Annotated in this window: 24 protein-coding genes; 20 read left to right on the top strand and 4 right to left on the bottom strand. The window is 55.5% G+C overall.

The window, feature by feature from the left end:
• Positions 1–30: 30 nt before the first annotated feature.
• Positions 31–282, top strand: a complete 252-nt coding sequence (locus tag LOC22_RS01565) for a DUF2766 family protein (protein WP_003859683.1) — start codon at positions 31–33, stop codon at positions 280–282.
• Between the two features lie 80 nt (positions 283–362).
• Here the strand turns inward: LOC22_RS01565 and LOC22_RS01560 are convergent, their stop codons facing one another.
• A complete protein-coding gene (locus LOC22_RS01560; protein ID WP_017693227.1) occupies positions 363–1,706 on the bottom strand; it encodes an anaerobic C4-dicarboxylate transporter in 1,344 nt (447 codons plus the stop codon).
• A 141-nt stretch (positions 1,707–1,847) separates the two neighbouring features.
• Complete coding sequence (locus tag LOC22_RS01555; RefSeq protein WP_230239288.1) at positions 1,848–2,351, bottom strand: non-heme ferritin-like protein; 504 nt, start codon at positions 2,349–2,351, stop codon at positions 1,848–1,850.
• A gap of 504 nt (positions 2,352–2,855) precedes the next feature.
• On the opposite strand from LOC22_RS01555, the gene LOC22_RS01550 reads away from it, so the two are divergent.
• From LOC22_RS01550 to otsA, 6 genes are all read left to right on the top strand, one after another.
• Positions 2,856–3,413, top strand: a complete 558-nt coding sequence (locus LOC22_RS01550) for a DJ-1/PfpI family protein (protein ID WP_229229098.1) — start codon at positions 2,856–2,858, stop codon at positions 3,411–3,413.
• A gap of 316 nt (positions 3,414–3,729) precedes the next feature.
• Positions 3,730–4,719: an arabinose ABC transporter substrate-binding protein AraF gene (araF, locus tag LOC22_RS01545; protein ID WP_017384422.1), complete on the top strand. Its 990-nt coding sequence runs from the start codon at positions 3,730–3,732 to the stop codon at positions 4,717–4,719.
• 71 nt (positions 4,720–4,790) lie between these two features.
• The gene (araG, locus tag LOC22_RS01540) at positions 4,791–6,305 is read left to right on the top strand and encodes an L-arabinose ABC transporter ATP-binding protein AraG (RefSeq protein ID WP_003859688.1); all 1,515 of its coding nucleotides are present in this window, start codon (positions 4,791–4,793) and stop codon (positions 6,303–6,305) included.
• Positions 6,306–6,319: 14 nt separating this feature from the next.
• The gene (araH, locus tag LOC22_RS01535; protein ID WP_003859689.1) at positions 6,320–7,300 is read left to right on the top strand and encodes an arabinose ABC transporter permease AraH; all 981 of its coding nucleotides are present in this window, start codon (positions 6,320–6,322) and stop codon (positions 7,298–7,300) included.
• A gap of 153 nt (positions 7,301–7,453) precedes the next feature.
• Positions 7,454–8,257, top strand: coding sequence for a trehalose-phosphatase (otsB, locus tag LOC22_RS01530; RefSeq protein ID WP_023303910.1), 804 nt, complete (start codon positions 7,454–7,456; stop codon positions 8,255–8,257).
• Positions 8,232–9,656 carry an alpha,alpha-trehalose-phosphate synthase gene (gene otsA / locus LOC22_RS01525; RefSeq protein WP_032671670.1) on the top strand — a complete coding sequence of 475 codons (1,425 nt, stop codon included), beginning with the start codon at positions 8,232–8,234 and terminating at the stop codon, positions 9,654–9,656. The genes otsB and otsA overlap by 26 nt, the downstream gene beginning before the upstream one ends.
• 15 nt (positions 9,657–9,671) lie before the next feature.
• Here otsA and uspC read toward each other — a convergent pair whose 3' ends face one another.
• Positions 9,672–10,100, bottom strand: a complete 429-nt coding sequence (gene uspC, locus LOC22_RS01520) for a universal stress protein UspC (RefSeq protein ID WP_017384418.1) — start codon at positions 10,098–10,100, stop codon at positions 9,672–9,674.
• 796 nt (positions 10,101–10,896) lie between these two features.
• Between uspC and flhD the strand changes: the two genes are divergently transcribed.
• From flhD to cheW, 6 genes are all read left to right on the top strand, one after another.
• A complete protein-coding gene (flhD, locus tag LOC22_RS01515; protein WP_003859693.1) occupies positions 10,897–11,247 on the top strand; it encodes a flagellar transcriptional regulator FlhD in 351 nt (116 codons plus the stop codon).
• A gap of 2 nt (positions 11,248–11,249) precedes the next feature.
• Entirely contained in the window at positions 11,250–11,828 is a 579-nt protein-coding gene (flhC, locus tag LOC22_RS01510) for a flagellar transcriptional regulator FlhC (RefSeq protein ID WP_003859695.1), read from the top strand.
• A 123-nt stretch (positions 11,829–11,951) separates the two neighbouring features.
• On the top strand, positions 11,952–12,839 hold the full coding sequence (gene motA / locus LOC22_RS01505; protein WP_003859696.1) for a flagellar motor stator protein MotA: 888 nt from the start codon (positions 11,952–11,954) through the stop codon (positions 12,837–12,839).
• A complete protein-coding gene (motB, locus tag LOC22_RS01500; RefSeq protein WP_003859697.1) occupies positions 12,836–13,765 on the top strand; it encodes a flagellar motor protein MotB in 930 nt (309 codons plus the stop codon). Before motA ends, motB begins: the two co-directional genes overlap by 4 nt.
• A 4-nt stretch (positions 13,766–13,769) precedes the next feature.
• Positions 13,770–15,779, top strand: coding sequence for a chemotaxis protein CheA (cheA, locus tag LOC22_RS01495; RefSeq protein WP_045348690.1), 2,010 nt, complete (start codon positions 13,770–13,772; stop codon positions 15,777–15,779).
• A gap of 19 nt (positions 15,780–15,798) precedes the next feature.
• Positions 15,799–16,302: a chemotaxis protein CheW gene (gene cheW, locus LOC22_RS01490; protein WP_003859699.1), complete on the top strand. Its 504-nt coding sequence runs from the start codon at positions 15,799–15,801 to the stop codon at positions 16,300–16,302.
• A gap of 96 nt (positions 16,303–16,398) precedes the next feature.
• On the opposite strand, the gene LOC22_RS01485 is transcribed toward cheW, so the two are convergent.
• Positions 16,399–17,658 (bottom strand): dicarboxylate/amino acid:cation symporter, encoded by a 1,260-nt coding sequence (locus LOC22_RS01485; protein ID WP_017384415.1) that lies wholly within the window; start codon positions 17,656–17,658, stop codon positions 16,399–16,401.
• Between the two features lie 427 nt (positions 17,659–18,085).
• Here LOC22_RS01485 and LOC22_RS01480 point away from each other — a divergent pair, with 427 nt between their 5' ends.
• From LOC22_RS01480 to tap, 7 genes are all read left to right on the top strand, one after another.
• Complete coding sequence (locus LOC22_RS01480; protein WP_017693232.1) at positions 18,086–18,658, top strand: spore coat U domain-containing protein; 573 nt, start codon at positions 18,086–18,088, stop codon at positions 18,656–18,658.
• Between the two features lie 7 nt (positions 18,659–18,665).
• Positions 18,666–19,214, top strand: a complete 549-nt coding sequence (locus LOC22_RS01475) for a spore coat U domain-containing protein (RefSeq protein ID WP_032669620.1) — start codon at positions 18,666–18,668, stop codon at positions 19,212–19,214.
• A gap of 16 nt (positions 19,215–19,230) precedes the next feature.
• Positions 19,231–19,992: a molecular chaperone gene (locus LOC22_RS01470; RefSeq protein WP_015570266.1), complete on the top strand. Its 762-nt coding sequence runs from the start codon at positions 19,231–19,233 to the stop codon at positions 19,990–19,992.
• Positions 19,968–22,352, top strand: a complete 2,385-nt coding sequence (locus LOC22_RS01465; RefSeq protein WP_230239287.1) for a fimbria/pilus outer membrane usher protein — start codon at positions 19,968–19,970, stop codon at positions 22,350–22,352. Before LOC22_RS01470 ends, LOC22_RS01465 begins: the two co-directional genes overlap by 25 nt.
• The gene (locus tag LOC22_RS01460) at positions 22,349–23,311 is read left to right on the top strand and encodes a spore coat protein U domain-containing protein (protein WP_017384412.1); all 963 of its coding nucleotides are present in this window, start codon (positions 22,349–22,351) and stop codon (positions 23,309–23,311) included. The genes LOC22_RS01465 and LOC22_RS01460 overlap by 4 nt, the downstream gene beginning before the upstream one ends.
• An 85-nt stretch (positions 23,312–23,396) precedes the next feature.
• Positions 23,397–25,064 carry a methyl-accepting chemotaxis protein II gene (gene tar, locus LOC22_RS01455; protein ID WP_017384411.1) on the top strand — a complete coding sequence of 556 codons (1,668 nt, stop codon included), beginning with the start codon at positions 23,397–23,399 and terminating at the stop codon, positions 25,062–25,064.
• 44 nt (positions 25,065–25,108) lie between these two features.
• Positions 25,109–26,710, top strand: coding sequence for a methyl-accepting chemotaxis protein IV (gene tap / locus LOC22_RS01450; RefSeq protein ID WP_230239286.1), 1,602 nt, complete (start codon positions 25,109–25,111; stop codon positions 26,708–26,710).
• Positions 26,711–26,727 lie beyond the last annotated feature (17 nt).

The following is a 26,727-nucleotide window of genomic DNA, read 5'->3' as shown; positions in this document are numbered from 1 at the left end:
CTATGGCGGCCTTTGAATAAGGAGAACCCCATGTCACAAAACCTGAGCGCCGATCAGGAACTGGTATCTGACGTCGTCGCCTGCCAGCTGGTTATCAAACAAATCCTTGATGTAATTGACGTTATCGCGCCGGTAGAAGTGCGCGAAAAGATGTCGACCCAACTGAAAAACATCGATTTCACCAACCATCCTGCTGCGGCGGACCCGGTTACGCTCCGCGCGATCCAGAAAGCGATTGCGCTGATTGAACTCCGCTTCACACCGCAGGGCGAGTCTCACTAAAATAAACCGATGTTTTAAAATTAGAAAATCTTTTCTGCTTTTACGTCGAAGGGCGACAGAGCCTGTCGCCCGCAGAAGGATCAGAAGAACGTCTGCACCAGCAGATAGCTCACCACGCAGGCACAGCTGACGCCAATCAGCCCCGGCAGAATAAAGCTGTGGTTGATGATGAATTTACCGATGCGGGTGGTGCCGGAGCGATCGAACCCGATACAGGCCAGATCGCTCGGATAGGTGGGCAGCACAAAGTAGCCGTAGGATGCCGGGAAGAAGGCCACCAGCATTTTCGGATCGATGCCCAGCATCAACCCCATCGGGGCGACCGCGGTCAAGGCCGCAGCCTGGCTGTTGACCAGTTTTGATACCAGGAACAGCACGATGGCATACGTCCAGGGATGACTTTTCACCACCCCCTCCAGCGCCATTTTCAGCTCGTCGAGATGCGCCTGAAAAAAGGTATCGCTCATCCACGCCACGCCAAACACCGAGAAAATCGCGACCATCCCCGCCTTAAATACCGCCCCGTTTGAAATGGCCGACGCATTCACCTTGCAGGTCATCAGCATGATGGCCCCGGCGATCAGCATCATCATTTGAATGACAAGGTTCATCGACAGGGCCGTCATTTTCCCTTTGATCTCAAACGCCGGACGCAGCTCGGGCAGCGCACCCAGCAGGACCACTACGGCAATTCCGGCGAAGAAGATCCACGTGGACCAGTAGGCCTGTTTCGGGAAACGTTGATCCATCAACGTCTCCGTTCCTCCATAGATAAACTCCCGCTGTTTCGGATCTTTCAGCTTTTCCTGAAATTCAGGATCGTCTGCGAGGTTTTTCCCGCGACGCAAGCTCCACAGTGCCGCAATGGCGACGCCAGACAGTGAGGCCGGTACGGAGACCGCAAGAATTTCGAGGATCCCCCACGCGTGGCCGATACCGTGCTGCGCACCAAGAATCGAGACCAGCGAAACGACGGCCACGGAAACGGGGGAGGCGGTGATCGCCATCTGAGATGCCACCGAGGCCACCGCCATCGGCCGTTCCGGGCGTATGCCTTTTTTCAGGGCGATATCCGCGATAATGGGAAACATGGTGTAGACGACGTGCCCGGTCCCGCACAGGAAGGTCAACATCCAGGTGGTAAACGGTGCGAGAAGGGTGATGTGCTGGGGATGTTTACGCAGCAGGCGCTCTGCAAACTGCATCATTACATTCAGGCCACCGGCGGTCTGTAGCGTGGCCGCACAGCCGATGACGGCGAGGATCGTGAGCATCACGTCAACCGGCGGTTTACCGGGTTGCAGACCAAAGACAAAACTCAAAACAAACAGGCCGATGCCGCTTATCAGCCCCAGGCCCATCCCGCCGAAGCGGGTGCCTATCAGCAGGCAGAGGATAATGACAATAAACTCAATGGTGATCATGATGCTCCCTCGTTAATGAATGTAATTAAACAAATCATTACACGATGTATGGTTATTCATTGGGAGCAAGATCTGATTTGTTAAATGTCAGCAAAAGCAGGGAGTTGGTACCCACTCCCTGACGGGAGTGGGTGAAGGGACTTAGTGGTGTTGCACGGTAGCAATGTCGAGAAGATGGCGGTCCGTCTGCTCCAGACAAATCCCCGCGCGTTTCGCGTTGCGGATTTCATCTGCGAGCGTCTTCAGCAGCATGCCATCCTGCTGCTGCTCTCTTTCCATATCACGTAAAAACTTGAGGGTAATGATGTCCCGTTGCGCTTTGGCTTCATCAGCCAGTTTGCTCAGCTTCGCACAGCGTTGCTCATACTCTTCGAGCGTTTTCTGAAACAGTTCTTCCAGAGAAGTGTAATTATCTTCAATCGTTTCAAGCTCTTTGACGGTAGGGTTTGCGCCGACAGCTTTCAAAAAGTTAAAGACGCGCATCATGTGCGTGACGTTACTTTGCGCCTGAGTACGAAAGAAGGTGGCAGTGCCGTTGAGGCTTTTTCTGGAACACCACGCGCTCAAATGCAGATGCAGATTTGAAGCATAAAACTCCAGGTTCATCTGGGCATTCAGTTTTTGCATCATCGTTTGGGTAGTCATTCTCATATCCTTATTGACTGCGGGACTTGATGTCCGCTACTTAACCTGACCCGGCAGGTATTGACGATTGAATGGCAGAAATAGATTTCTGCAAGGTAAAAAAACTCGAAAATTCACTTCCTGTGTTCGATTTAAATAAGCATACGCTTCTCTTTGACTTAAGAAAACTCTTAATTGGGCTGTGTTTACCATACATTACAAATTTAAATATAGCCCAGAATGGAAAGAGGGTTACGAGATTGTGTTTTATATAAACTGTTGATTTTTATGAACATAAAATTAATTTTGCTCATTTTTATCGTTTCAGGAAACGTTCTTTGGCGGGAAATTCTGTAAAAGTGTTAAATCAGAAATAATATCTGCAAATATATCCTGTTGTATCAAATTTGAGCTAAGTCAATTTTCACTCAATATACGGTTCTGTGATCGCGACGCAAGATTGCAATCTGATAATCCGAGAAAATGAAACACTGTTTTACATCGTTTAATTCGTTGAGGTTTATGATGGCTAACGTTGCGGTGCTGCTGGCACCCGGTTTTGAAGAAGCAGAAGCGATTATCACGATTGATATTCTGCGGCGTTTACAGATTGAAGTGGAGACGCTGGCCTGCGCGGCGTCCCGTGCGGTAGTGAGTTACCACAATATTCCCATGGTGGCTGACAGTACGTTAACGGAGCGCATTAATACGCTGTATGACGCAGTCGTGTTGCCCGGTGGGCCGCAGGGCAGCGTCAATCTTGCGGCTAACCAGGAGGTGCTCCGCTTTGTTTCCGCCCATGACGAGCAGGGCAAACTCATCTGCCCGATCTGCTCTGCGGCCGCGCGGGTATTGGGCGGTAACGGGCTACTGAAGGGGCGTCGCTACGTCTGTTCCGGCGATCTCTGGCAGAGCGTTGATGATGGAGTATATGTAGATGCGCCGGTCGTGGTGGATAATAACCTCATCAGCGGCAAGGGGCTGGGGCACGCTTTTGACTTTGCGCTGACGCTCTCTGCTCGTCTGTTGGGTGACGACGCCCCCGTGCGCGATCATGCTGAACACATCTATTACCGCTGGTAATTTTTCTGCCGGGCGCTAAGGCGTCCGGGTTACAGGGATTTCTTAGCTGACCTTATGGATAATCCTGCTTAACTCCTTTCCATTTGTAGGACAATTACGTCCTTTTTTATGTCATTTTCCGCTGAATTTATGTACGCAATTACTGTAATTCTGCGGTGTGATGTTGCTCTCTTATGGATGATTAATTTCCCGCTAAAACTATCTCCAGCAATAACGCTTATGACGAGGTAAGCGCTAATGCCTTGTTTTAAGTCCGATTAAATAAGTCGTTCGCCATTATTCCCTACAGATAAGAATGCTAAAGCTGGAGTTTACCATGCACAAATTTACTAAAGCGCTGGCGGCCATCGGCCTGGCTGCCGTTATGTCACAATCCGCTATCGCTGAAAATTTAAAGCTCGGTTTTCTGGTTAAACAGCCGGAAGAGCCGTGGTTCCAGACCGAATGGAAATTTGCTGATAAAGCCGGAAAAGATTTGGGATTTGAGGTAATTAAAATCGCCGTACCTGACGGTGAGAAAACGCTGAACGCCATTGATAGCCTGGCGGCCAGCGGCGCGAAAGGTTTCGTTATCTGTACGCCGGATCCAAAACTGGGGTCAGCGATTGCCGCGAAAGCGCGCGGTTACGACATGAAAGTGATTGCGGTGGACGATCAGTTCGTGAATGCCAAAGGCAAACCGATGGATACCGTTCCGCTGGTAATGATGGCGGCCACTAAAATCGGTGAGCGTCAGGGCCAGGAGCTCTATAAAGAGATGCAAAAACGCGGCTGGGATGTCAAAGAGACCGCCGTGATGGCCATTACCGCTGACGAGCTGGACACCGCCCGTCGTCGTACCACCGGGTCCATGGACGCCCTGAAAGCGGCTGGCTTCCCGGAAAAACAGATCTACAAAGTCCCGACCAAATCCAACGATATTCCGGGCGCCTTTGATGCGGCGAACTCCATGCTCGTCCAGCATCCGGAAGTGAAGCACTGGCTGGTGGTGGGGATGAACGACAACACCGTGCTGGGCGGCGTGCGTGCAACGGAAGGCCAGGGCTTTAAAGCGCCGGACGTGATCGGGATCGGCATCAACGGCGTTGACGCCGTGAGCGAACTGTCTAAAGCGCAGGCGACCGGCTTCTATGGCTCTCTGCTGCCAAGCCCGGATGTCCACGGCTATAAATCCAGCGAAATGCTCTACAACTGGGTGACCAAAGGGGTTGAACCGCCGAAATTCACCGAAGTGACCGATGTGGTGCTGATTACCCGCGATAACTTCAAAGAGGAGCTGGCGAAAAAAGGACTGGGCGGTAAGTAATACGCTGTGATTGCGCCCCTCACTCACCGTGAGGGGCCAGACGTACACACTACAGGAATCACGGAGTCGTTATGCAACAGTCTGATCCGTATCTCTCTTTCCGCGGCATCGGTAAAACGTTCCCCGGTGTAAACGCGCTGACCGATATCAGCTTCGACTGCTATGCCGGCCAGGTTCATGCCCTGATGGGGGAGAACGGCGCGGGAAAATCCACGCTGCTCAAAATTCTCAGCGGCAACTACACGCCCACCACCGGCACGCTGGCCATTCGCGGCGAAGAGGTGGCCTTTGCCGACACTACGGCAGCATTAAACGCGGGCGTCGCCATCATCTATCAGGAGCTGCATCTCATTCCTGAAATGACCGTGGCGGAGAACATCTATCTGGGCCAGCTTCCGCATAAAAGCGGCGTGGTCAACCGCTCGCTGCTCAACTATGAAGCGGGCTTGCAGCTCAAGCACCTTGGGCTGGATGTCGATCCGCAAACGCCCCTTAAGTATCTCTCCATCGGCCAGTGGCAGATGGTGGAAATTGCCAAAGCGCTGGCGCGTAACGCCAAAATCATCGCTTTCGATGAGCCAACCAGTTCGCTCTCGGCGCGTGAAATAGAAAATCTCTTTCGCGTGATCCGCGAGCTGCGCAAAGAGGGCCGCATCATTCTGTACGTTTCTCACCGTATGGAAGAGATTTTTGCCTTAAGCGATGCCATCACCGTGTTTAAAGATGGCCGCTACGTGCGCACCTTCACCGATATGCAGCAGGTCAATCATGACCAACTGGTGCAGGCGATGGTCGGACGCGATCTGGGGGATATTTACCACTGGAAACCGCGCGAGTATGGCCCGGAGCGTCTGCGTCTGGATAACGTCAAAGCCCCGGGCGTGCGCACGCCCATTTCACTCTCGGTGCGCAGCGGCGAAATCGTCGGGCTGTTTGGCCTTGTGGGGGCAGGGCGCAGCGAGCTGATGAAAGGACTGTTTGGCGGGACGCGCATAACCCAGGGTCAGGTTTTCGTCGACGGGAAAAAGGTCGATATTCAGAAGCCTGCGCAGGCGATAAACGCGGGGATTATGCTCTGCCCGGAGGATCGAAAGGCCGAGGGCATTATTCCGGTGCACTCGGTGCGCGACAACATCAACATCTCTGCCCGGCGCAAGTTCATCCGTGCGGGATGTCTGATTAACGACGGCTGGGAGGCGAGCAACGCGGATCACCATATCCGTTCGCTGAACATCAAAACCCCCGGGGCTGAACAGCTGATCATGAACCTGTCCGGCGGCAATCAGCAAAAAGCCATTCTGGGGCGCTGGCTGTCGGAAGATATGAAGGTCATTTTGCTGGATGAGCCAACGCGCGGTATCGACGTGGGGGCGAAACACGAAATCTATAACGTCATCTATGAACTGGCAAAACGCGGTGTGGCGGTCCTGTTCGCCTCCAGCGATCTGCCTGAGGTGCTGGGCGTCGCCGACCGCATTGTTGTGATGCGTGAAGGTGAAATTGCCGGTGAATTGCTGCATGAACAGGCGAATGAACAACAGGCGTTGAGTCTCGCCATGCCTAAAGTTAGCCAGGCTGTCGCCTGAGTAAGGAGTCAATGATGTCCTCTGTTACTACATCCGGAGCGCCGAAGTCGGCTTTCAGTTTTGGCCGCATCTGGGACCAGTACGGCATGCTGGTGGTCTTTGCTGCCCTGTTCGTCGCCTGCGCGATTTTTGTGCCGAATTTCGCCACGTTCATCAATATGAAGGGGCTGGGGCTGGCTATCTCCATGTCCGGCATGGTGGCCTGCGGAATGCTATTCTGCCTGGCCTCCGGCGATTTTGACCTGTCGGTTGCCTCGGTGATTGCCTGTGCAGGCGTCACCACTGCCGTGGTGATCAACATGACCGAAAGCCTGTGGATCGGCGTGCTGGCCGGGCTGCTGCTCGGCGTGCTGAGCGGCCTGGTGAACGGGTTTGTCATTGCGCGCCTGAAGATTAACGCCCTGATTACGACGCTGGCGACCATGCAAATCGTGCGCGGTCTGGCCTATATCATCTCCGACGGGAAAGCCGTGGGGATTGAAGACGAGCGCTTCTTCACGCTGGGCTATGCCAACTGGCTGGGTCTGCCTGCGCCAATCTGGCTGACGGTAGGCTGTTTGATCCTGTTCGGTTTCCTGCTTAACCGCACCACGTTTGGCCGTAACACGCTGGCGATTGGCGGCAATGAAGAGGCGGCGCGTCTGGCGGGTGTCCCGGTCGTACGGACCAAGATCATTATCTTCGTGCTTTCCGGGCTGGTATCGGCGGCGGCGGGGATTATTCTGGCGTCGCGTATGACCAGCGGCCAGCCAATGACCTCCATTGGTTATGAGCTGATCGTCATCTCAGCCTGCGTTTTAGGGGGCGTTTCCCTCAAGGGCGGCATCGGAAAAATCTCATATGTGGTGGCGGGGATCCTGATTCTGGGGACCGTGGAGAACGCCATGAACCTGCTTAATATTTCTCCGTTCTCTCAGTACGTCGTACGCGGCCTGATCCTGCTGGCAGCGGTGATCTTCGACCGTTACAAGCAAAAAGCGAAGCGTACCGTCTGATTTATTTTTAGCCATCAATATGCTCAACTATTAACCATAGTTGACCCCCTGACCGGCCCGCCAGTTTTGCTGACGGGCCGGTTGCCAAATGGCGAGCACCGTCACACTGTCTATACTTACATGGCTGTTTTGTTCACTGTAAGGAGGATTAGGGTGGCTGACTTGTTAACCGCACCGCCTGTACTGCCCGGAAAATTTGCTTTCTTTTTTGACCTCGACGGGACGCTCGCCGGGATTGAACCGCATCCGGATGACGTCGTTGTACCGGACACGGTGTTAGAGAATTTGCAGCAGCTCTCCCGACAGAACGAGGGGGCACTGGCATTGATTTCAGGGCGCTCAATGGCCGAGCTGGACGTGCTCGCCAGTCCTTATCACTTTCCGCTGGCCGGTGTGCACGGAGCGGAGCGCCGCGATATCCATGATCAACTGCATATAGTTTCACTCCCCGACACGCTGATTCAGGCGCTGCATACGCAACTCTCTTCGGCTCTGGAAATGCTTCCCGGTACGGAACTGGAAGCCAAAGGCATGGCCTTTGCGCTGCACTACCGTCAGGCGCCCCATCATGAGGCGGCGATCTTTGCGGTGGCAAGAAGCGTGGCGGAAGCCCATCCGGAGCTGGCGTTACAGCCGGGTAAATGTGTGGTCGAGATTAAACCGGCAGGAATTAATAAAGGCGCTGCCATTGCAGCGTTTATGGCGGAAGCGCCGTTCAAAGGGCGTACGCCAGTCTTTTTTGGGGATGACCTGACCGACGAGGCCGGGTTCAGGGTGGTAAACCAGGCCCAGGGCATGTCTGTCAAGGTTGGATCTGGTGAAACCATTGCCGGATGGCGGCTGGAAAATGTCGCCAGCGTCTGGCAGTGGATATCTGACGTCGCTAACCAGCAACAACAACAAATAGCGCAAAACAACGGGAGAAATCATTATGGGTCGCTTAGTCGTCGTCTCTAATCGCATCGCACCGCCGGATGATAAAAAAGCCAGTGCCGGTGGCCTGGCGGTCGGGGTATTAGGTGCCCTCAAAGCCGCGGGTGGTCTCTGGTTTGGCTGGAGCGGGGAAATCAGTAATGATGAGAAACCGCTAAAAAAGGTGTCACGGGGCAATATCACGTGGGCCTCCTTCGCCCTTAGCGAGAAGGACTACGATGAATATTATTCCGAGTTCTCAAACGCCGTGCTGTGGCCAGCGTTTCACTATCGTCTGGATCTGGTGAAATTCCAGCGTGAATCCTATGAAGGCTACATGCGCGTTAACGCGCTGCTGGCAGATAAACTGCTGCCGCTAATCGAAGAAGACGATATTTTATGGATCCACGATTACCATCTGCTGCCCTTCGCCAGGGAGCTGCGTAAACGGGGTGTGAAGAACCGGATCGGCTTCTTCCTGCATATTCCGTTCCCGACCCCGGAGATCTTTACGGCGCTACCGCAGCATGATGAAATTCTTGAAGCATTGTCTGATTACGACCTGCTCGGTTTCCAGACGGAAAATGACAGGCTGGCGTTCCTCGACAGCGTGTCGGGTAAAACCCGGCTGGTCACTCACGGCGGCAAATCTCACACCGCGTGGGGACGAAATTTCTATACCGAAGTCTACCCGATTGGTATTGAGCCAGACGAAATCGCCGAGCAGGCCTCTGGTCCGCTGCCGCCGAAGCTTGCCCAGCTCAAGGACGAACTCAAGCACGTTAAGAATATCTTTTCGGTTGAACGACTGGATTATTCCAAAGGGTTGCCGGAGCGATTCCTCGCTTATGAAACCCTGCTGGATAAATTCCCGCAGCATCACGGCAAGATCCGCTATACCCAGATAGCGCCGACCTCGCGCGGTGAGGTTCAGGCTTACCAGGATATTCGTCACCAGCTGGAGACCGAAGCAGGGCGCATCAACGGGCGCTATGGTCAGCTCGGCTGGACTCCACTTTTCTATCTGAATCAGCACTTTGAGCGCAAAATCCTGATGAAAGTGTTCCGCTATGCGGACGTCGGGCTGGTCACCCCGCTGCGCGACGGGATGAATCTGGTGGCAAAAGAGTATGTAGCAGCACAAGATCCTGCTGACCCGGGCGTGCTGGTGCTGTCCCAATTTGCCGGTGCGGCAAACGAGTTAACCTCGGCGCTGATTGTGAACCCTTACGATCGCGATGACGTGGCAAATGCCCTGAACCGCGCGTTAACCATGCCGCTTGCGGAACGTATTTCACGTCATTCAGAAATGATGGAGACCATCGTTAAGAATGATATCAACCGCTGGCAGGCGCGTTTTATTGACGATTTGCGCGCGATCCAGCCGCAAACTCAGGAAGGTGATCTGCAAAAAAAGATCGCGACCTTCCCTAAACTCGCCTGATTTTCTCCGGGGGCATTAATTGCCCCCGAGAGGCACCAGCAGGACATCCACCTGGCTTGACGAAACGATGGATTTTGCCGAGCATGCCGCCCGGGAAAAAAAGCTCTGGTTATGATTTCCGCAAATGACCAGGTCAACATTCTGTTTCTGACAAATGTCGAGAATATGTCCACTTAACTCGCCGGTGGCAATCACCGTCTGGTGGACAGGATATTTTGCCCGCTCAACCAGCTCGCGCAGAAATTGCTGCGTTTCCTCCTGAAGAACCTCACGAATATCTTCCAGCATTGGCGCTGCCAGTTGATTATACATTTCGGGTTCAGCAGCCAGGGTAATCAGACTTATGCGGGCATTATTCGGGCGGGCAATGGAAACGGCACGGGCGACGAGTTGATGACTTTCGGGGGAAACCGCAACAGAAACAAGAAGATGGGAGTAACTCATCACACACTCCTTTTATGTCAGAATGACACCTTTCTCAAGCTTTACCGCGAATCTGCCGCTTCTGCAAGAGGCACATGCGACAATAGTGTGAAGCTTATCATAATTATTCATTAATTATTCTTATAAGAAGAATAACGAAATGGGGACGCTAAATGAAAGTAATTAACAACTTAACGTAAATCACACATTTAGCCTTCCGTGCTGTTAAATCGCGTTAACCGATCGTCAACGCAAGCGTGATGGTTACCCATGGAAACTTGTTTCTCGAAAAGAAAACTTAAGCTGCTGTTTTTACTTAATTAACTCCGCCTCTTCTCTGGCGTTCGCGCCCGTTGTAACGCGAAAGGGCAGTGCTTCTTCGACGTAGCAATTTTCATACCCGATCCCCTCATCCCTCTGCATGAGTATTCGTTCCATAAGAATATAAACAAGCTTCACTTGCTCAATAAATAGTCAAATTACAAGTCGCGCTGATGGATTTATGGGTTACATTCGCGTAAATTATGTGACGTAGATCACATTTTTTTTAAATTCCAGGGGGGGCTGCATTGTATGTGTCAAAACTGACGAGTAGAGTTTGCGTCGAATTAGGAAAAATCTTAGTTATTTGTAAGAAAAGATAAAATGTGTAACCGACATTTTGGCCATGTTAACCGGTCACGCGCTTTACGACGTACAAACCTAAATTCAACTATGCATTTGGCCTTTTCTTTTTATACCGGGTGATTTCCCGGCGACATCACGGGGTGCGGTCTTTCCGCATAAAAATAATAGTTGGTTATTCGGGATGGGAAAAATGCATACATCCGAGTTGCTAAAACATATTTATGACATCAATTTGTCGTATTTATTGCTCGCGCAGCGTTTGATTAGTCAGGACAAACCGTCAGCGATGTTTCGTCTGGGTGTTAACGAAGAGATGGCAACCATGCTGGGTGGATTAACCCTCCCGCAAATGGTCAAGCTGGCTGAAACCAATCAACTTGTCTGCCAGTTCCGTTTTGATAACCCGCAGACCATTACGCGTCTGACTCAGGAATCCCGCGTGGACGATCTGCAACAGATCCACACCGGTATTCTTCTCTCCACCCGCCTGCTCAACGAAATCAGCCAGCCTGATGACGTAGCCCGGAAGAAAAGGGCTTAACAATGAGCGAAAAAAGCATTGTTCAGGAAGCCCGTGATATCCAGCTGGCGATGGAACTCATCACGCTCGGTGCGCGTTTACAAATGCTGGAAAGCGAGACGCAGCTGAGCCGTGGTCGTCTGATCAAGCTGTACAAAGAATTGCGTGGTAGCCCGCCGCCAAAAGGTATGCTGCCGTTTTCGACTGACTGGTTCATGACCTGGGAGCAGAACATCCATGCTTCCATGTTCTGTAACGCCTGGCAGTACCTGCTTAAAACGGGCTTATGCAGCGGCGTTGATGCCGTGATCAAAGCCTACAAACTTTACCTTGAGCAATGCCCGCAGCAGGAAGAGGGACCCCTGCTGGCGCTGACCCGCGCCTGGACGCTGGTGCGTTTTGTTGAAAGCGGAATGCTTGAATTGTCCCGCTGCAACTGCTGTGACGGCAATTTCATTACCCACGCGCACCAGCCTGCGGGCAGCTTCGCCTGTAGTTTGTGCCAGCCTCCATCCCGAGCCGTAAAAAGACGTAAACTTTCCCGGGATGCTGCCGATATTATTCCACAACTGCTGGATGAACAGATCGAACACGCTGTTTAACCCGAACCTGTGGGCAAGATTCCAGCAGCGGTAAGCGATTACCGCTGCTTTTTTTTACCCTGCGTTCAGGTCATGCGCTCGAAATGAACGTCCTGCCATAGTCACTAGCGGAAGGATGATGTCGTGCTTATCTTATTAGGTTACCTGGTAGTTCTCGGTACAGTTTTCGGCGGTTACATGATGACCGGCGGGCACCTTGGAGCACTCTATCAACCGGCTGAACTTGTCATCATCGGCGGTGCAGGGGTAGGGGCTTTTATCGTTGGTAACAACGGCAAATCGATCAAGGGCACGCTGAAGGCGATTCCGCTGCTGTTTCGTCGCTCGAAATACACCAAAAGCATGTATATGGATCTGCTGGCGCTGCTCTATCGCCTGATGGCGAAGTCACGTCAGCAGGGGATGTTCTCGCTGGAGCGGGACATCGAAAACCCGAAAGAGAGCGAAATTTTCGCCAGCTACCCGCGTATTCTGGCCGACGCGATGATGCTCGATTTTATCGTCGATTACCTGCGACTGATCATCAGCGGCAACATGAACACCTTCGAAATTGAAGCCCTGATGGACGAAGAGATCGAAACCCACGAGAGCGAGTCCGAAGTACCGGCCAACAGCCTGGCGCTGGTGGGCGACTCGCTTCCGGCGTTCGGCATCGTGGCGGCGGTCATGGGCGTCGTTCATGCCCTGGCCTCGGCGGATCGCCCGGCGGCTGAACTGGGGGCGCTGATTGCCCACGCGATGGTGGGGACGTTCCTCGGTATTTTACTGGCCTACGGCTTTATCTCCCCGCTGGCGAGCGTGCTGCGCCAGAAGAGCGCCGAAACCACCAAAATGATGCAGTGCGTGAAAATTACGCTGCTCTCAAACCTCAACGGCTATGCGCCACCGATTGCCGTCGAATTTGGTCGTAAGACGCTTTACTCCAGCGAACGTCCGTCGTTTATCGAACTGGAAGAGCACGTGCGTGCGGTGAAAAACCCTAACCAACAGACGACAACTGAGGACGCATGAAAAACCAGTCCCATCCGATCGTCATCGTAAAAAAGCGCAAGCATAAGGGGCACGGTCACGGTTCTCATGGCTCCTGGAAGATCGCGTACGCCGACTTTATGACCGCCATGATGGCCTTCTTTCTGGTGATGTGGCTGATCTCCATCTCCAGCCCGAAGGAGCTAATCCAGATTGCGGAATATTTCAGGACGCCGCTGGCGACGGCGGTCACCGGCGGGCCGCGCATTTCGAACAGCGACAGCCCGATCCCCGGCGGCGGTGACGATTACACCCAGCAGCAGGGCGAAGTGAAAAAACAGCCGAACATCGACGAGCTGAAAAAACGGATGGAGCAGGCGCGCCTGAAAAAACTGCGCGGTGACCTGGATCAGCTGATTGAAGCGGACCCTAAGCTGCGCGCGCTGCGTCCGCATCTGAAAATTGACCTGGTGCAGGAAGGGCTGCGTATTCAGATCATCGACAGCCAGAACCGGCCGATGTTCAAAACCGGCAGCGCCGACGTGGAGCCCTACATGCGCGATATTCTGCGTGCGATTGCACCGGTGCTGAACGGTATTCCAAACCGCATTAGCCTGTCCGGACACACGGATGATTTCCCGTACGCCACGGGAGAGAAAGGATACAGCAACTGGGAGCTTTCTGCCGATCGCGCCAACGCCTCGCGTCGCGAGCTGGTGGCGGGTGGGCTTGATGATGGCAAGGTCCTGCGCGTGGTCGGCATGGCTGCAACCATGCGCCTTACCGACCGCGGACCGGATGACGCCATCAACCGTCGTATCAGTCTTTTAGTGCTGAACCAGCAGGCGGAGCAGGCCATCCTGCATGAAAACGCCGAAAGTCAGAATGAGTCACTGGACGATTTAAAACAGCCTGGGGCCGTCCCTTCGGCTGCCGTTCCAACATCGCCACCAGCCAATCCGAGGTGATAGCGTGAGCATGGATATTACCGATTTTTACCAGACATTTTTTGATGAAGCCGACGAATTGTTGGCCGATATGGAGCAACATTTGCTGGATCTGGTGCCCGAGGCACCGGACTCAGAACAGCTCAATGCCATCTTCCGTGCGGCGCATTCCATTAAAGGCGGTGCCGGAACGTTTGGATTTACCATTTTGCAGGAAACCACCCATTTAATGGAAAACCTGCTGGATGAAGCACGACGCGGTGAGATGCAGCTCAATACCGACATTATCAACCTGTTTTTGGAAACGAAAGATATTATGCAGGAACAGCTCGACGCCTATAAAAGTTCGGCAGAGCCTGATGCCGCCAGCTTTGAATACATCTGCAACGCGCTGCGTCAGTTAGCGCTGGAAGCCAAAGGTGAGGCGTCTGCGCCCGCTGTCCCTGCGGCAAAACTGAGCGTTGTTGACGCCGTGGCCGAACCCGATACGGCGCCTGACGCGCCCGCAGGAAAACTGCGCGTGGTACTGTCACGTCTGAAGGAGAACGAGGTCAACCTGCTGGAAGAGGAGCTGGGGAACCTGGCGACGCTCAGCAACGTGGTGAAGGGCAAAGACAGCCTGGCCGCGACGCTCGACGGCGGGATCGGCCAGGATGACATCGTGGCGGTGCTGTGCTTCGTCATTGAAGCGGATCAGATTGCGTTTGAAACCGAGGCGGTGGCCGTTGAAGCGCCAGCTCCGGCAGAGAATACCCCTGCGGTAGTTGCCGCTGCCCCGGCCCTGAAAGCCGTGCCAAAAGAGACGGCTGCCCCGGCCCGTGGTGAAAAACCGGCGGCGCGTTCCAGCGAGTCCACGAGCATTCGCGTGGCGGTGGAGAAAGTGGATCAGCTGATCAACCTGGTCGGTGAACTGGTGATCACCCAGTCGATGCTGGCCCAGCGCTCCAACGAGCTGGACCCGGTGACCCACGGCGATCTCATCACCAGCATGGGCCAGTTACAACGTAACGCCCGCGATTTGCAGGAATCGGTGATGTCCATCCGCATGATGCCGATGGAATATGTCTTCAGCCGCTTCCCGCGCCTGGTGCGCGACCTGGCCGGCAAGCTCAACAAACAGATCGAACTCACGCTGATGGGCAGCTCCACCGAGCTGGACAAGAGCCTGATTGAACGCATTATCGATCCGTTAACGCACCTGGTGCGTAACAGCCTCGACCACGGCATCGAGCTGCCGGAAAACCGCGTAGCAGCTGGAAAATCGCCCGTGGGCAACCTGATCCTGTCAGCGGAACATCAGGGCGGCAACATCTGCATCGAAGTGACCGATGACGGCGCGGGCCTGAACCGCGAGCGCATTCTGGCGAAGGCGATTTCGCAGGGAATGGCGGTCAACGAAAATATGACCGACGAAGAAGTGGGCATGTTGATTTTTGCCCCGGGCTTCTCAACCGCAGAGCAGGTCACCGACGTTTCCGGCCGCGGCGTGGGCATGGACGTGGTGAAACGTAACATTCAGGAGATGGGCGGTCACGTTGAGATCCAGTCTAAGCAGGGCGCGGGCACCACGATTCGTATCCTGTTGCCGCTGACGCTGGCCATTCTTGACGGCATGTCCGTTAAAGTGGCGGACGAAGTCTTTATTCTGCCGCTGAACGCGGTGATGGAGTCCCTCCAGCCGCGTGAAGAAGATCTGCATCCGCTGGCGGGCGGCGAGCGCGTGCTCGAAGTGCGCGGCGAGTACCTGCCGCTGGTGGAACTGTGGAAAGTGTTTGAAGTGGACGGGGCAAAAACCGAGGCCACGCAGGGTATCGTTGTGATCCTGCAAAGCGCCGGACGCCGCTACGCGCTGCTGGTCGATCAGCTGATTGGTCAGCATCAGGTGGTGGTTAAGAACCTGGAAAGTAACTACCGCAAAGTGCCGGGGATCTCTGCTGCCACCATCCTGGGTGATGGTAGCGTCGCGCTGATCGTCGATGTATCGGCACTTCAGGGATTAAATCGTGAACAACGTGTGGCGAACACAGCCGCCTGATTAAGTAAAAGGTAATAACATGACCGGTATGAGTAACGTAACGAAACTGGCGGGCGAGCCATCTGGACAGGAATTCCTGGTTTTCACTTTAGGGGATGAAGAGTACGGTATCGACATCCTGAAAGTGCAGGAAATTCGCGGTTACGACCAGGTAACGCGCATTGCGAACACGCCAGCGTTTATCAAGGGTGTGACCAACCTGCGCGGTGTGATTGTGCCTATCGTGGACCTGCGCGTGAAGTTTAGCCAGGGCGATGTGGAGTACAACGATAACACGGTGGTGATCGTCCTGAATCTGGGGCAGCGCGTGGTGGGGATCGTGGTGGATGGCGTGTCTGATGTGCTGTCGCTGACCGCCGATCAAATCCGTCCTGCGCCGGAGTTTGCGGTCACGCTGTCGACGGAATACCTGACGGGGCTGGGTGCGCTCGGCGAGCGTATGCTGATTCTGGTGAATATTGAGAAGCTGCTGAACAGCGAAGAGATGGCGCTGCTGGATATCGCGGCGAATCATGTAGCATAAAACAAAGCCGGGTGGCGGCTTCGCCTTACCCGGCCTACAAATGGCTCGAACACGTAGGCCGGGTAAGCGTCAGCGCCACCCGGCTCTTTTGTAACCTTACGCCTCCTGCTCCACCAGCGCTGATTCCGCTTCCCGCGCCCCTTCATTCTGCGACAGCATCGCCGTCGCAATCCCGTTCCCCAGCACGTTAATGGCCGATCGTCCCATATCCAGGAAATGGTCAATCCCCATCAGCAGCAGGATCCCGGCCACCGGAATGTTAAAGCTCGGAATAGTTGCCGCCAGCACCACCAGCGACGAGCGCGGTACGCCCGCAATCCCTTTCGAGGCCAGCATCAACGTTAACATTAGCACCGTCACCTCGGTGAAACTCAGGTGAATGTTGTATGCCTGGGCGATAAACATCGAGGCGAACGAGCAGTACACCATGGAGCCGACCAGATTAAACGAGTAGCCGATCGGCAGGACGAAAGAGGCGATATTACGTGAACAGCCGAAGCGCGCTAACTGCTCCAGCGTTTTCGGGTATGCCGCTTCTGAGCTGCTGGTGGTAAACGCGACCAGCACCGGATCTTTCAGCATCGCCACCAGACGGAAAATCTCTTTTTTCAGTACCATGTAACCTACCGCCAGCAATACCAGACAGGTCAGAAGGATCGCCACATAGTAACCGCCAATGAACGAGGCATAGTTCAGCAAAATGCCCAGACCCTGAGTGGCAATCACGGACGAAATCGCGGCAAAAATGGCCAGCGGCGCAACGTACATCACATAGCCCGTCACTTTCAGCATAATGTGGGAGACCACATCCAGCGCCGCCACCAGCGGGGCGTTGAATTTTTGACCTAATGACGCGCCGCCGATGCCGAAGAACATCGAGAAGACCACAATTTGCAGGATCTCATTGTTCGCCATCGCGCCGGCAATGCTGGTTGGAATAGTGTGTGACAGGAAGGCTTTCAGCGACATCCCGCTAACGGCCAGGCCGGTATCAACCGTCTCTGTCGGAATGCTCAGGTTCAGACCGCTGCCGGGTTGTTCAAGGGTAACAATAAACAGCCCCACCAGAATGGAAAGCACGGATGAGCTGATAAACCACACCATCGCTTTACCCCCGACGCGCCCAATCGTCGACGTTTCACCCAGCTTCATAATGCCCACCGTCAGGGTGCTGAACACCAGCGGGGCAATCACCATCTTAATCAGCCGCAGGAAAATATCGGTCAGCAGGGTGATGTTCTCCGACCAGGCCTGTATCGCGTCGGGCGAAGCATACTCATGGATTGCCGCACCTGAAAGAATGCCCGCCAGCATGAAAATCACGATGAAGAGCGTGAGTTTGTTTGCACTTGCCACAAAAAGATCCTCTATGCGCTAAAAGAGTTTCCTGCGTCAATGCATACAAAATTTTTATTTAAGCGCAGGAAAATATTCGGGGCATAAATTGAAGTAAAGCTGCGTGAGTTACAACTTGTTTTTAATTTTTATAAAATTCGTTGTTTTTACTATGACGATATATTGTGACGTGGATCACATTACAGGCGATATATCCTCAAATTAAGCAAGAATAATGCCCGTTTTATTTTGCTAACTCTTTGTAATGTTTGTTAATAGTCTGTTAATTGGAGGGCGGGTGTCTCACCTTCGTTGAAAGTGGTTGAAGCGTGAACCATAAACTAAATTCTCAGTAACCGCGCCGGGGAATGTTTAAGCGGGGCTAACATACTGAACAGTATGAATAAAATAGGGTAAGCGGACCATTATTTCTTCTGGAGGGTGGTAAATGAAAAGAACACTTCTTTTTATCTGCGCGGGTACACTGCTGACGGCGGCGACTGTCGGTCAGGCGCTGGCAGTCACCAGTAGCGGTACTATCGGGGCGACGCTGACGCTGACGAACGGTTGTTTGATCAACGGCTCGCCAACGCAAAACGGCATTAACTTCGGGACACTCGATTTCGGGACCCATCCTGCGACATTCTCCACCCTGACAACCCAGTTAACCGGGGCCAGCGGCGGAAACACCTTTACCATTCAATGTACCACTGCCAGTTACACGGTGGCGATCACCGGCAACACCAACGCGACCGCACCCGGAACCGTTGTCGGCACCCCCGGCACACCCGCCCGCTATCTGGTGAACACCGCCAATGCGGCACAGGGCGTGGCATACAGCCTCTATAGCGACAGCGGGTACAACAACGTGATCGCTAACAACGCCGCGTTGCCCGTTGCCTCCACGGCGGGCGGGGTGGACAGCTATACCCTCTACGGACGCATAACGGGCGGTGGCAATAGCGTAACGGTTGTACCGGGAACCTATACCGACACGATTAACGTCAGCGTCACCTACTGATTCAGCCATGAAGGCATTGTGTTTATGTCTGCGCGAAAGCGCAGAGGGCGTCGTGCACCCTTTTTTGGCCCTGATCGTCGGGCTGATGATGAACTGCGACGCCAGAGCGGTGACCTCCCAGTCCTTCAGGGTGAGCGCGACGGTAGTACCAGGGTGCTCGGTGAGTACCGGCACGGGCGGGCGCTTTGGGACGCTGGATTTTGGAACCCGTAACGGCGTGGACAACACGCCGGTCAGCACCAGCTTTGTCGCCGACGGTGCGTTGTCCATCGCCTGCACGCCGGGCGTGGCGCTGAGCATGAGCATTGACGGCGGCCAGAATTACAGCTCGGTGCGACGGATGACGCGTTCAGGTGGGACCGAAGTTGTTGGTTACCGGCTTTACAGCAGCAGCTCTCTGGCGGCGAACAGCGAAATTGGGGTTAACCAGGCCATACCGATTACCTATACCAACAGCAATAACATCGCGCTGCCTCTTTTTGGCGTCGCGCTCCTGACGGGGTTTAGCCTGCCGGGAACATATTCAGATCAACTCACCGTGACCTTGTCATGGTAGGAAAGGGAGAACATCGATGAAGCCATTTTTCAGGCGATCAGGCCTGGTGGGTCTGTTGGGGGCAACGGCTCTGGCAGCGGGCCAGGCGCAGGCAGCGGCAACCATTCTTTTGTGGCCCATCGATCCGTGGCTTTCGGCAGAGGCCAGAGCAACTGAATTGTGGATCCAGAATCAGGGCAACAGCGCCACGACAATGCAGGTGCGTATTGTGCGCTGGAAGCAGGAGGGAGGATATGAGCGTTACACCGCCCAGCAGGATGTGGTTGCCAGCCCGCCGATCGTGACCATCGCCAAAGGCAGTAAACAGCTTATTCGCCTGATCAAGCAGGGGACAATCCCGTCGGGGGTTGAGCAGGCCTACCGCATTATTGTGGATGAAATTCCCCAGCCGGATGCCAAAGCGGAACCGTCCATGGGCCTCAAACTGCAAATGCGCTATTCCATTCCCTTATTTGTTTATGGGCAGGGGATCCCCACCCTCAACGAAGGGGCGCACCACGCGTTGGCGAATACTCAACAGCTGAGCTGGCGGGTCGTTCAGGAAGGGGGGAAACCCGCGCTTCAGGTCCGTAATCAGGGGGATGTGCACGTCCGGCTCAGCCAGGTTGCGGTTGAGCAGGGCGGGCAAAAACGCACGGTTGCCGAGGGGCTGCTGGGTTATGTGCTGCCAGGCAGCACCCGAAGCTGGCCGCTTCCGGCTGGGATTTATCAGCCGAACCGGATGAGCGCGCAAATTAATGCCAGGGATACGCAATGGCAATCGACGCCCGTCAACTGAAACCGGCGATGATGATCCTGCTTTGCGTCAGTACCAGCGCCTTTGCCGAAACCGGCGACGACAGTTTACCGCCGCCGCCGGATGCACGGACGATAAACGGCGAAGCAGTATTCCAGCTCGCCCTGGTGCTGAACCACTATGACACGGGTCTGGTGGTGCCGGTGACGCAGCGTGAGGGCGCCTGGTTTATTTCGGGCGCGGATTTGCTCCGCGCCGGGCTGCCGCCCGCGCATGTGCCAGCCGGAGAGGTGAATCTCTCGACGCTTACGTCGGTACGCGCAGAGTACGACAGTACGGCCCAGCGCCTGTTGCTGACGGTCCCCCGGGACTGGGTCGCGGCGCGGATCACGCCGTTCAGCGAACAGAGCACGCAAAGCAAACCGCACTATGGCCGCGGCGCGCTGCTCAATTACGACGTTTATACCAACCATTCCGAACACACGGGCGGCCAGGCGTCGGTCTGGCACGAGTTCCGCTATTTCAATGAGGATTATTCATTTTCATCGACGGGTTACGCCCGGCAGAATTTCACCGGTAACAGCGGACAGCAGGAAGGGTACGTGCGTTATGACTCTACGTTACTGATCACCAACGAAGAGGATGCCACCACCTGGTCCGCCGGGGACGTCATCAGCGATGCGCTGAGCTGGAGCACCAGCGTGCGCATGGGCGGGATCAGCTACGGGCGCGACTTCTCCCTGCGTCCGGATCTGGTGACCTGGCCGCTGCCGGCGTTTTCCGGCGAGGCGGCTGTCCCGACCTCGGTCGATCTCTTTATTAACGGCTACCGTTCCGGCTCCACCCGCCTTCAGCCGGGGCCGTTTACCCTCACCAATCTGCCGTATATCAACGGTGCTGGCGATGCAGTACTGGTTACCACTGATGCGCTGGGTCGTCAGGTGAGTACCACGCTGCCGTTTTATGTCAGCAGCGATCTGCTTAAGCAGGGGTTAAGCGACGGCGCCGTGACGCTGGGCAGCCTGCGGCGTAACTACGGTATTGAGAATTTTGACTATGGCCCGGCGGCGGGCAGCGGATCGTACCGCTACGGGGTGACCGACTGGCTGACGCTGGAGGGGCATGCGGAAGGGGCGGAGTCGCTGGCGCTTGGCGGCGCGGGCACAGTACTGAAGCTCGGGCGTTTTGGCGTGGTAAATACCTCGTGGACCCAAAGCCGCATGCGCGGCGATAGCGGCGGCCAGATAAACTGGGGCTATCAATACAACACCAGCGAGTTTAGCGTAGCGACCCAGCATACCCGACGTGATCGTGGTTTTGGCAATCTCGCCCTGTACGATCAGCCCACCGTTTATGATGAAAATGATAACCCCGTTGCCAGCCTGAGCCGCAATACCGACCAGTATTCCTTAACCTTTAACCTCGGCGGATACGGCAATATCGGCGCGGCGTGGATCGGCGTTGAGAGTTTTGACAGCCAGAAAACTGAGCTGCTCAACCTCTCCTGGAGCCGTAATCTGTGGGGCTCAAGCAGTATTTATCTGGCTGCCAGCCGTGACCAGCAGCGGGGCGACTGGACGGTTGCGCTGTCGTTGCAGGTTCCCCTCGGCGAACGTGACAGCGCCGCCGTCACCTTTGAAAATACCCCTGACGCAGGCAGCACTCAACGCATTAACTACAACCACTCGATGCCTTCAGACGGCGGCTTTAGCTGGAACATGGCCTGGGCCAACCAGTCGCAGTCGAGTAACTATCAGCAGGCCACGCTCGGCTGGCGGAATAACAACGTGGAGCTACAGGGCGGCGGCTACGGTGAGAAGGGCATGATGACCTGGTGGGGCGAGGCGATGGGCTCTGTCGTGCTGATGGACGGTGAGCTGTTTGCGGCGAACAAAATCAACGATGCGTTTGTGGTGATCAGCACCGACGGACATCCGGATGTTCCCGTCAGCTACGAAAACCAGCCGGTCGGAAAAACCAATAACAAAGGCTATCTGCTGGTGAGCGGCGTTTCCGCCTATTACCCGGCAAGTTACCGCATTGATACCCTGAACTTACCTGCGGATACCCGGCTGAAAGAGACCGAGCGTCGGGTGGCGATTCGTCGGCATAACGGTTATCTGGTGGATTTCCCGATGGAGCAGGAGCGGGTTGCCAGCGTGATCCTGCACGATGCGCAGGGCAATGCGATCCCGGTAGGAAGCCAGGTCAGACGCGCGTCCCGCAGCAGCGCGGTTGTCGGCTACGACGGCCTCGCCTGGCTGGAAAACCTCAACGACGTGAATCCGCTCGAGGTCATCACCCCGGAGGGTAAACGCTGTACGGCAACGCTGACCGTTGGCGCAAACCCTGAGCATAAACTGCAAACTTACGGTCCGCTGACCTGTCGGGAGGCGCCGTGAGACGCCTGTTAATCGCGCTCCTGCTGCTGTGCTCCGGCGGCAGTTGGGCGGCCTGTACCGTCAGTACGGTGAATGCCTCGTTTGGCAGCGTCACCTCGTTCGCACTCAGCGGCACCGGGGAAGTGGAAACGACGGGCACGCTGGTGGTGACCTGCGATACCGTTCTCAACCTGTTAACTAACGACTCGGTGACGCTGAATTACACCTCGGCATCCGTCTTCGCGAATAGCCGGGCGACCATGAAGCGTACGGACAACGCGGCTATTACCGATGTCATCCCTGCGCGGCTGTGCGGGGCGTCCGGCTGCGGCGGAAACAGTGAAATACAAATCAGCAAAGCCTATACCTGGAGCGGAAACACGCTGCTCGGGCTGCTGGGTTCAAGGCGCTACAACATTCCCCTTTATTTCCGGACCGTAATGGGGCAGAACGTCACCGCCGGGCCGTATCAGGTGTTGTTAACGTTCAGCATTAACTACAACGTGTGCGCCGTTGGCGCGGTCGGAGCGTGCCTGACCCCGCAAACCGGCACGGCAACCACCTCGATCCTCCTCAACATGACCGTCACCAACGATTGCAGCACCATGACCACGCCGGACGTGAATTTTAACAGCGCGCCGCTGGTGCAAAATTTTCCCACCGTTTCACAGTCGGTTGCCGTCACCTGCACCAAAGGCAGCACCTACACCATAGGCATTAATAATGGGGCAAATGCCCTGAACAACGTGCGTCGTATGGTCAGCGGCAGCAACTTCATGAGTTACGACATCTACAAAGAGGCGACCAGCAACCGCTGGGGTAGCAGCGGCAGCGAGCGCTGGGCCAGCGCCAGCTCATCGCAGGTCAGTACGGACGGGCTTTTACGTACCTACAACTACACCGCCAAAGTTCTGACCAGCCAGGCCACGCCGCCTGCCGGAACCTACACCGACACGCTGATTGTCGACGTCGCATTCTGACTCCCGCGCTTTTCCCTTTCGCAAATGTAAAGTTCCTGTGGCCTGTGCCGATAACACCGTTAATAAATCTATGAGAAGGTGTTGTATGTTGAACCGTATCCGCGTTGTCACAATGCTTATGATGGTGCTGGTCATTTTCGCACTTCTTCAGCTTACTTCTGGCGGCCTCTTTTTCTCGTCGTTAAAACAGAACCAGGACAGCTTCGCGGCCTCGAACGATTTGCGAATGCAGCAAAGCGAACTGACCACGACCTGGGATCTGATGTTGCAGACGCGTATCAACCTGAGCCGCTCGTCTGCCCGCATGATGATGGACCCAAATAACCAGCAGAGCAGCGCAAAAACGGAACTGCTGAAGAATGCGCGCGCCACGCTGGCAGACGCGGCGAAACATTACGACGCCTTCAAAAAAATCGCCCCTCAGCCAGCAATGGCGCAGGCGAGCGCGAACATAGATGAAAAATATCAGGCCTACTTCGCCGGCCTCACGGAGCTGGTGCAGTTCCTGGAAAAGGGCAATATGGACGCCTATTTCGCGCAGCCGACCCAGGGAATGCAGAACGCCCTCGGCGCGGCGCTCGGCGAGTACGCCAAAGCCAGCGGCGAGCTTTATCACTCCGCGTTCACGCAAAGCCAGAACGACTACCGTTTCGCGAAATGGCAGATGGCGGTTCTCGCCCTCGCGCTGGTCATCGTGCTGGTGGCCGTGTGGTACGGCATTCGTCATATCCTGCTTAACCCGCTTGGCCGCGTCATTGCCCATATCCGTGATATTGGCCGGGGCGATCTCACGAAAACGCTGACCGTTTCTGGCCGCAATGAGATCACCGAGCTGGCAACCAGCGTCGACCATATGCAGCGTTCGCTGATTGATACCGTCGCCAACGTGCGCGAGGGGGCGGATGCCATCTATACCGGCACGAGTGAAATCGCGATGGGCAACAACGATCTCTCGTCCCGTACCGAACAGCAGGCATCCGCACTGGAAGAGACGGCGGCCAGCATGGAGCAGCTCACCGCGACCGTGAAGCAGAATGCCGACAATGCCCGCCAGGCGTCGCAGCTTGCAGAAAGCGCGTCCGACACCGCCCAGCGCGGCGGTCGGGTGGTCGACGGCGTGGTGAAAACCATGCATGACATTGCCGACAGCTCGAAGAAAATTGCCGACATCATCAGCGTAATCGACGGTATCGCCTTCCAGACCAATATCCTGGCGCTCAACGCGGCCGTTGAAGCGGCGCGTGCGGGCGAGCAGGGGCGCGGGTTTGCCGTGGTCGCCGGCGAAGTGCGTAACCTCGCCAGCCGCAGCGCCAATGCGGCGAAAGAGATCAAAGCCCTGATTGAAGACTCTGTTTCACGCGTGGATACCGGCTCGGTGCTGGTGGAAAGTGCGGGTGAAACCATGAATGACATCGTGAATGCCGTGACGCGCGTGACGGACATCATGGGTGAAATCGCCTCTGCATCGGATGAGCAGAGTCGTGGTATTGACCAGGTCGCCCTGGCGGTATCGGAAATGGATCGTGTGACGCAGCAAAACGCCGCCCTGGTGCAGGAGTCCGCTGCCGCGGCCGCTGCGCTGGAGGACCAGGCGAGCCGCCTGAAAATGGCCGTCTCGGCGTTCCGTCTTACTTCAAAAACGACAAATACGGTCAGCTCGCGGTCGGCGTACAGCGAAGCAACCCCGGCGCCCGTGACAACACGTACGCGCGCAGCGGTGACCGGACAAGATGAAAACTGGGAAACATTTTGACTGACAATTAAACCGCGGCTGCTTGCCGCTTGATGGGAGCGTGGATGTTAAATCGTATTCGTATCTCGACCACACTGTTTTTGATTCTGATCCTGTGTGGGGTTTTGCAGGTTGGCAGTAACGGGTTGTCTTTCTGGGCGTTTCGCGATGGCTATCAGAATTTGCAGGAAGTTGAGACGAGTAATCAGCAGCGCTCCGCACTGGCACAAACGCGTGCCGTGCTGTTGCAGGCAAGCACTGCGCTGAACAAAGCAGGGACGTTAACCGCGCTGAGCTATCCGCCGGAGGATATTAAGGCGCTGATGGTCGTGGCCCGCAGCAGCCTGAAGCAGGCCGACGCGCAGTTTAAGGCCTTTACGGCGCAGGAGGCGGTCAGTGAGAAAGAGAAAGCGCTGAAAGTCTCCATGAAAAAGACCTTTGATGTGTGGTACGGCGATCTCGACCATCAGGCGACGTGGCTGGAGAACAACCAGCTTTCTGACTTCCTGACCGCGCCGGTGCAGGCGTCTCAGGCGGCGTTCGACGGCAGCTTTAACGCCTGGCAGCAGGATATTAACCAGTTTGTGGCGCGTGCCGGTGCGGACAGCCGTACCAGCTACCGCATGTCAGGGGCGATTTTCCTGACCATGGTGATCCTGGCCGCCCTGCTGACCGGCGGCTCGCTGTGGTGGTCGCGCAAAATGATCGTCCAGCCGCTGGCCATCGTCAGCAGCCACTTCGACAGTATGGCGAAGGGCGATCTGGCGCGTCCGGTGGCCGTGTATGGCAGGAATGAAATATCAGCGATTTTCGCCAGCCTGAAGGCGATGCAGGGGTCGCTGCGGGAAACGGTAAGCAACGTTCGCCAGGGCAGTTACGCCATGCATACCGGGATCTCCGAGATTGCGGCAGGCAATAACGACCTCTCATCCCGCACCGAACAGCAGGCGGCATCGCTGGCGCAGACGGCGGCCAGCATGGAGCAGCTGACCGCGACGGTAAGCCAGAACGCCGATAACGCGCGTCAGGCGTCCGACTTGTCAAAACAGGCGGCGATGACGGCGAAACGTGGGGGCGATCAGGCCTCTCACGTCGCCAGCACGATGCAGGAGATTGCCGCCAGCTCGCAGAAAATTGGCGACATTATCAGCGTCATCGACGGTATCGCGTTCCAGACCAATATTCTGGCGCTGAACGCGGCCGTTGAAGCGGCGCGTGCCGGGGAGCAGGGGCGCGGGTTCGCGGTGGTTGCCGGTGAAGTCCGAAACCTCGCCAGCCGCAGCGCCAATGCGGCGAAAGAGATCAAAGGGCTGATAGAAGAGTCGGTCTCCCGCGTTCAGCAGGGCTCCGCGCTGGTGGATACCGCCGCGCAGACCATGCACGAGATTGTCACCTCCGTGACGCGGGTTAACGACATTATGGGCGAGATTGCCTCGGCGTCTGATGAACAACGCCGTGGTATTGAGCAGGTGGCGCAGGCCGTTACACAGATGGATCAGGTTACGCAGCAGAACGCCTCACTGGTGGAAGAGGCGGCGGCGGCTACCGATCAGCTGGCAAACCAGGCGGATCACCTTACCGGGTTGGTCGCCGTATTTAATGTGAAAGAGCACGTTGAAGCAGTAACAGAAGTCGGACGGTCACAGGCCGTGCCCGTTGTATCCTGAATGTGATTAAGAAGGCG

The organism is Enterobacter sp. AN-K1, from assembly GCF_020971765.1.
GTDB classification, from domain to species: Bacteria; Pseudomonadota; Gammaproteobacteria; order Enterobacterales; family Enterobacteriaceae; genus Enterobacter; species Enterobacter hormaechei_C.
The sequence above is the reverse complement of the archived record's forward strand: the minus strand, read 5'-3'. Positions and strand labels throughout refer to the sequence as shown.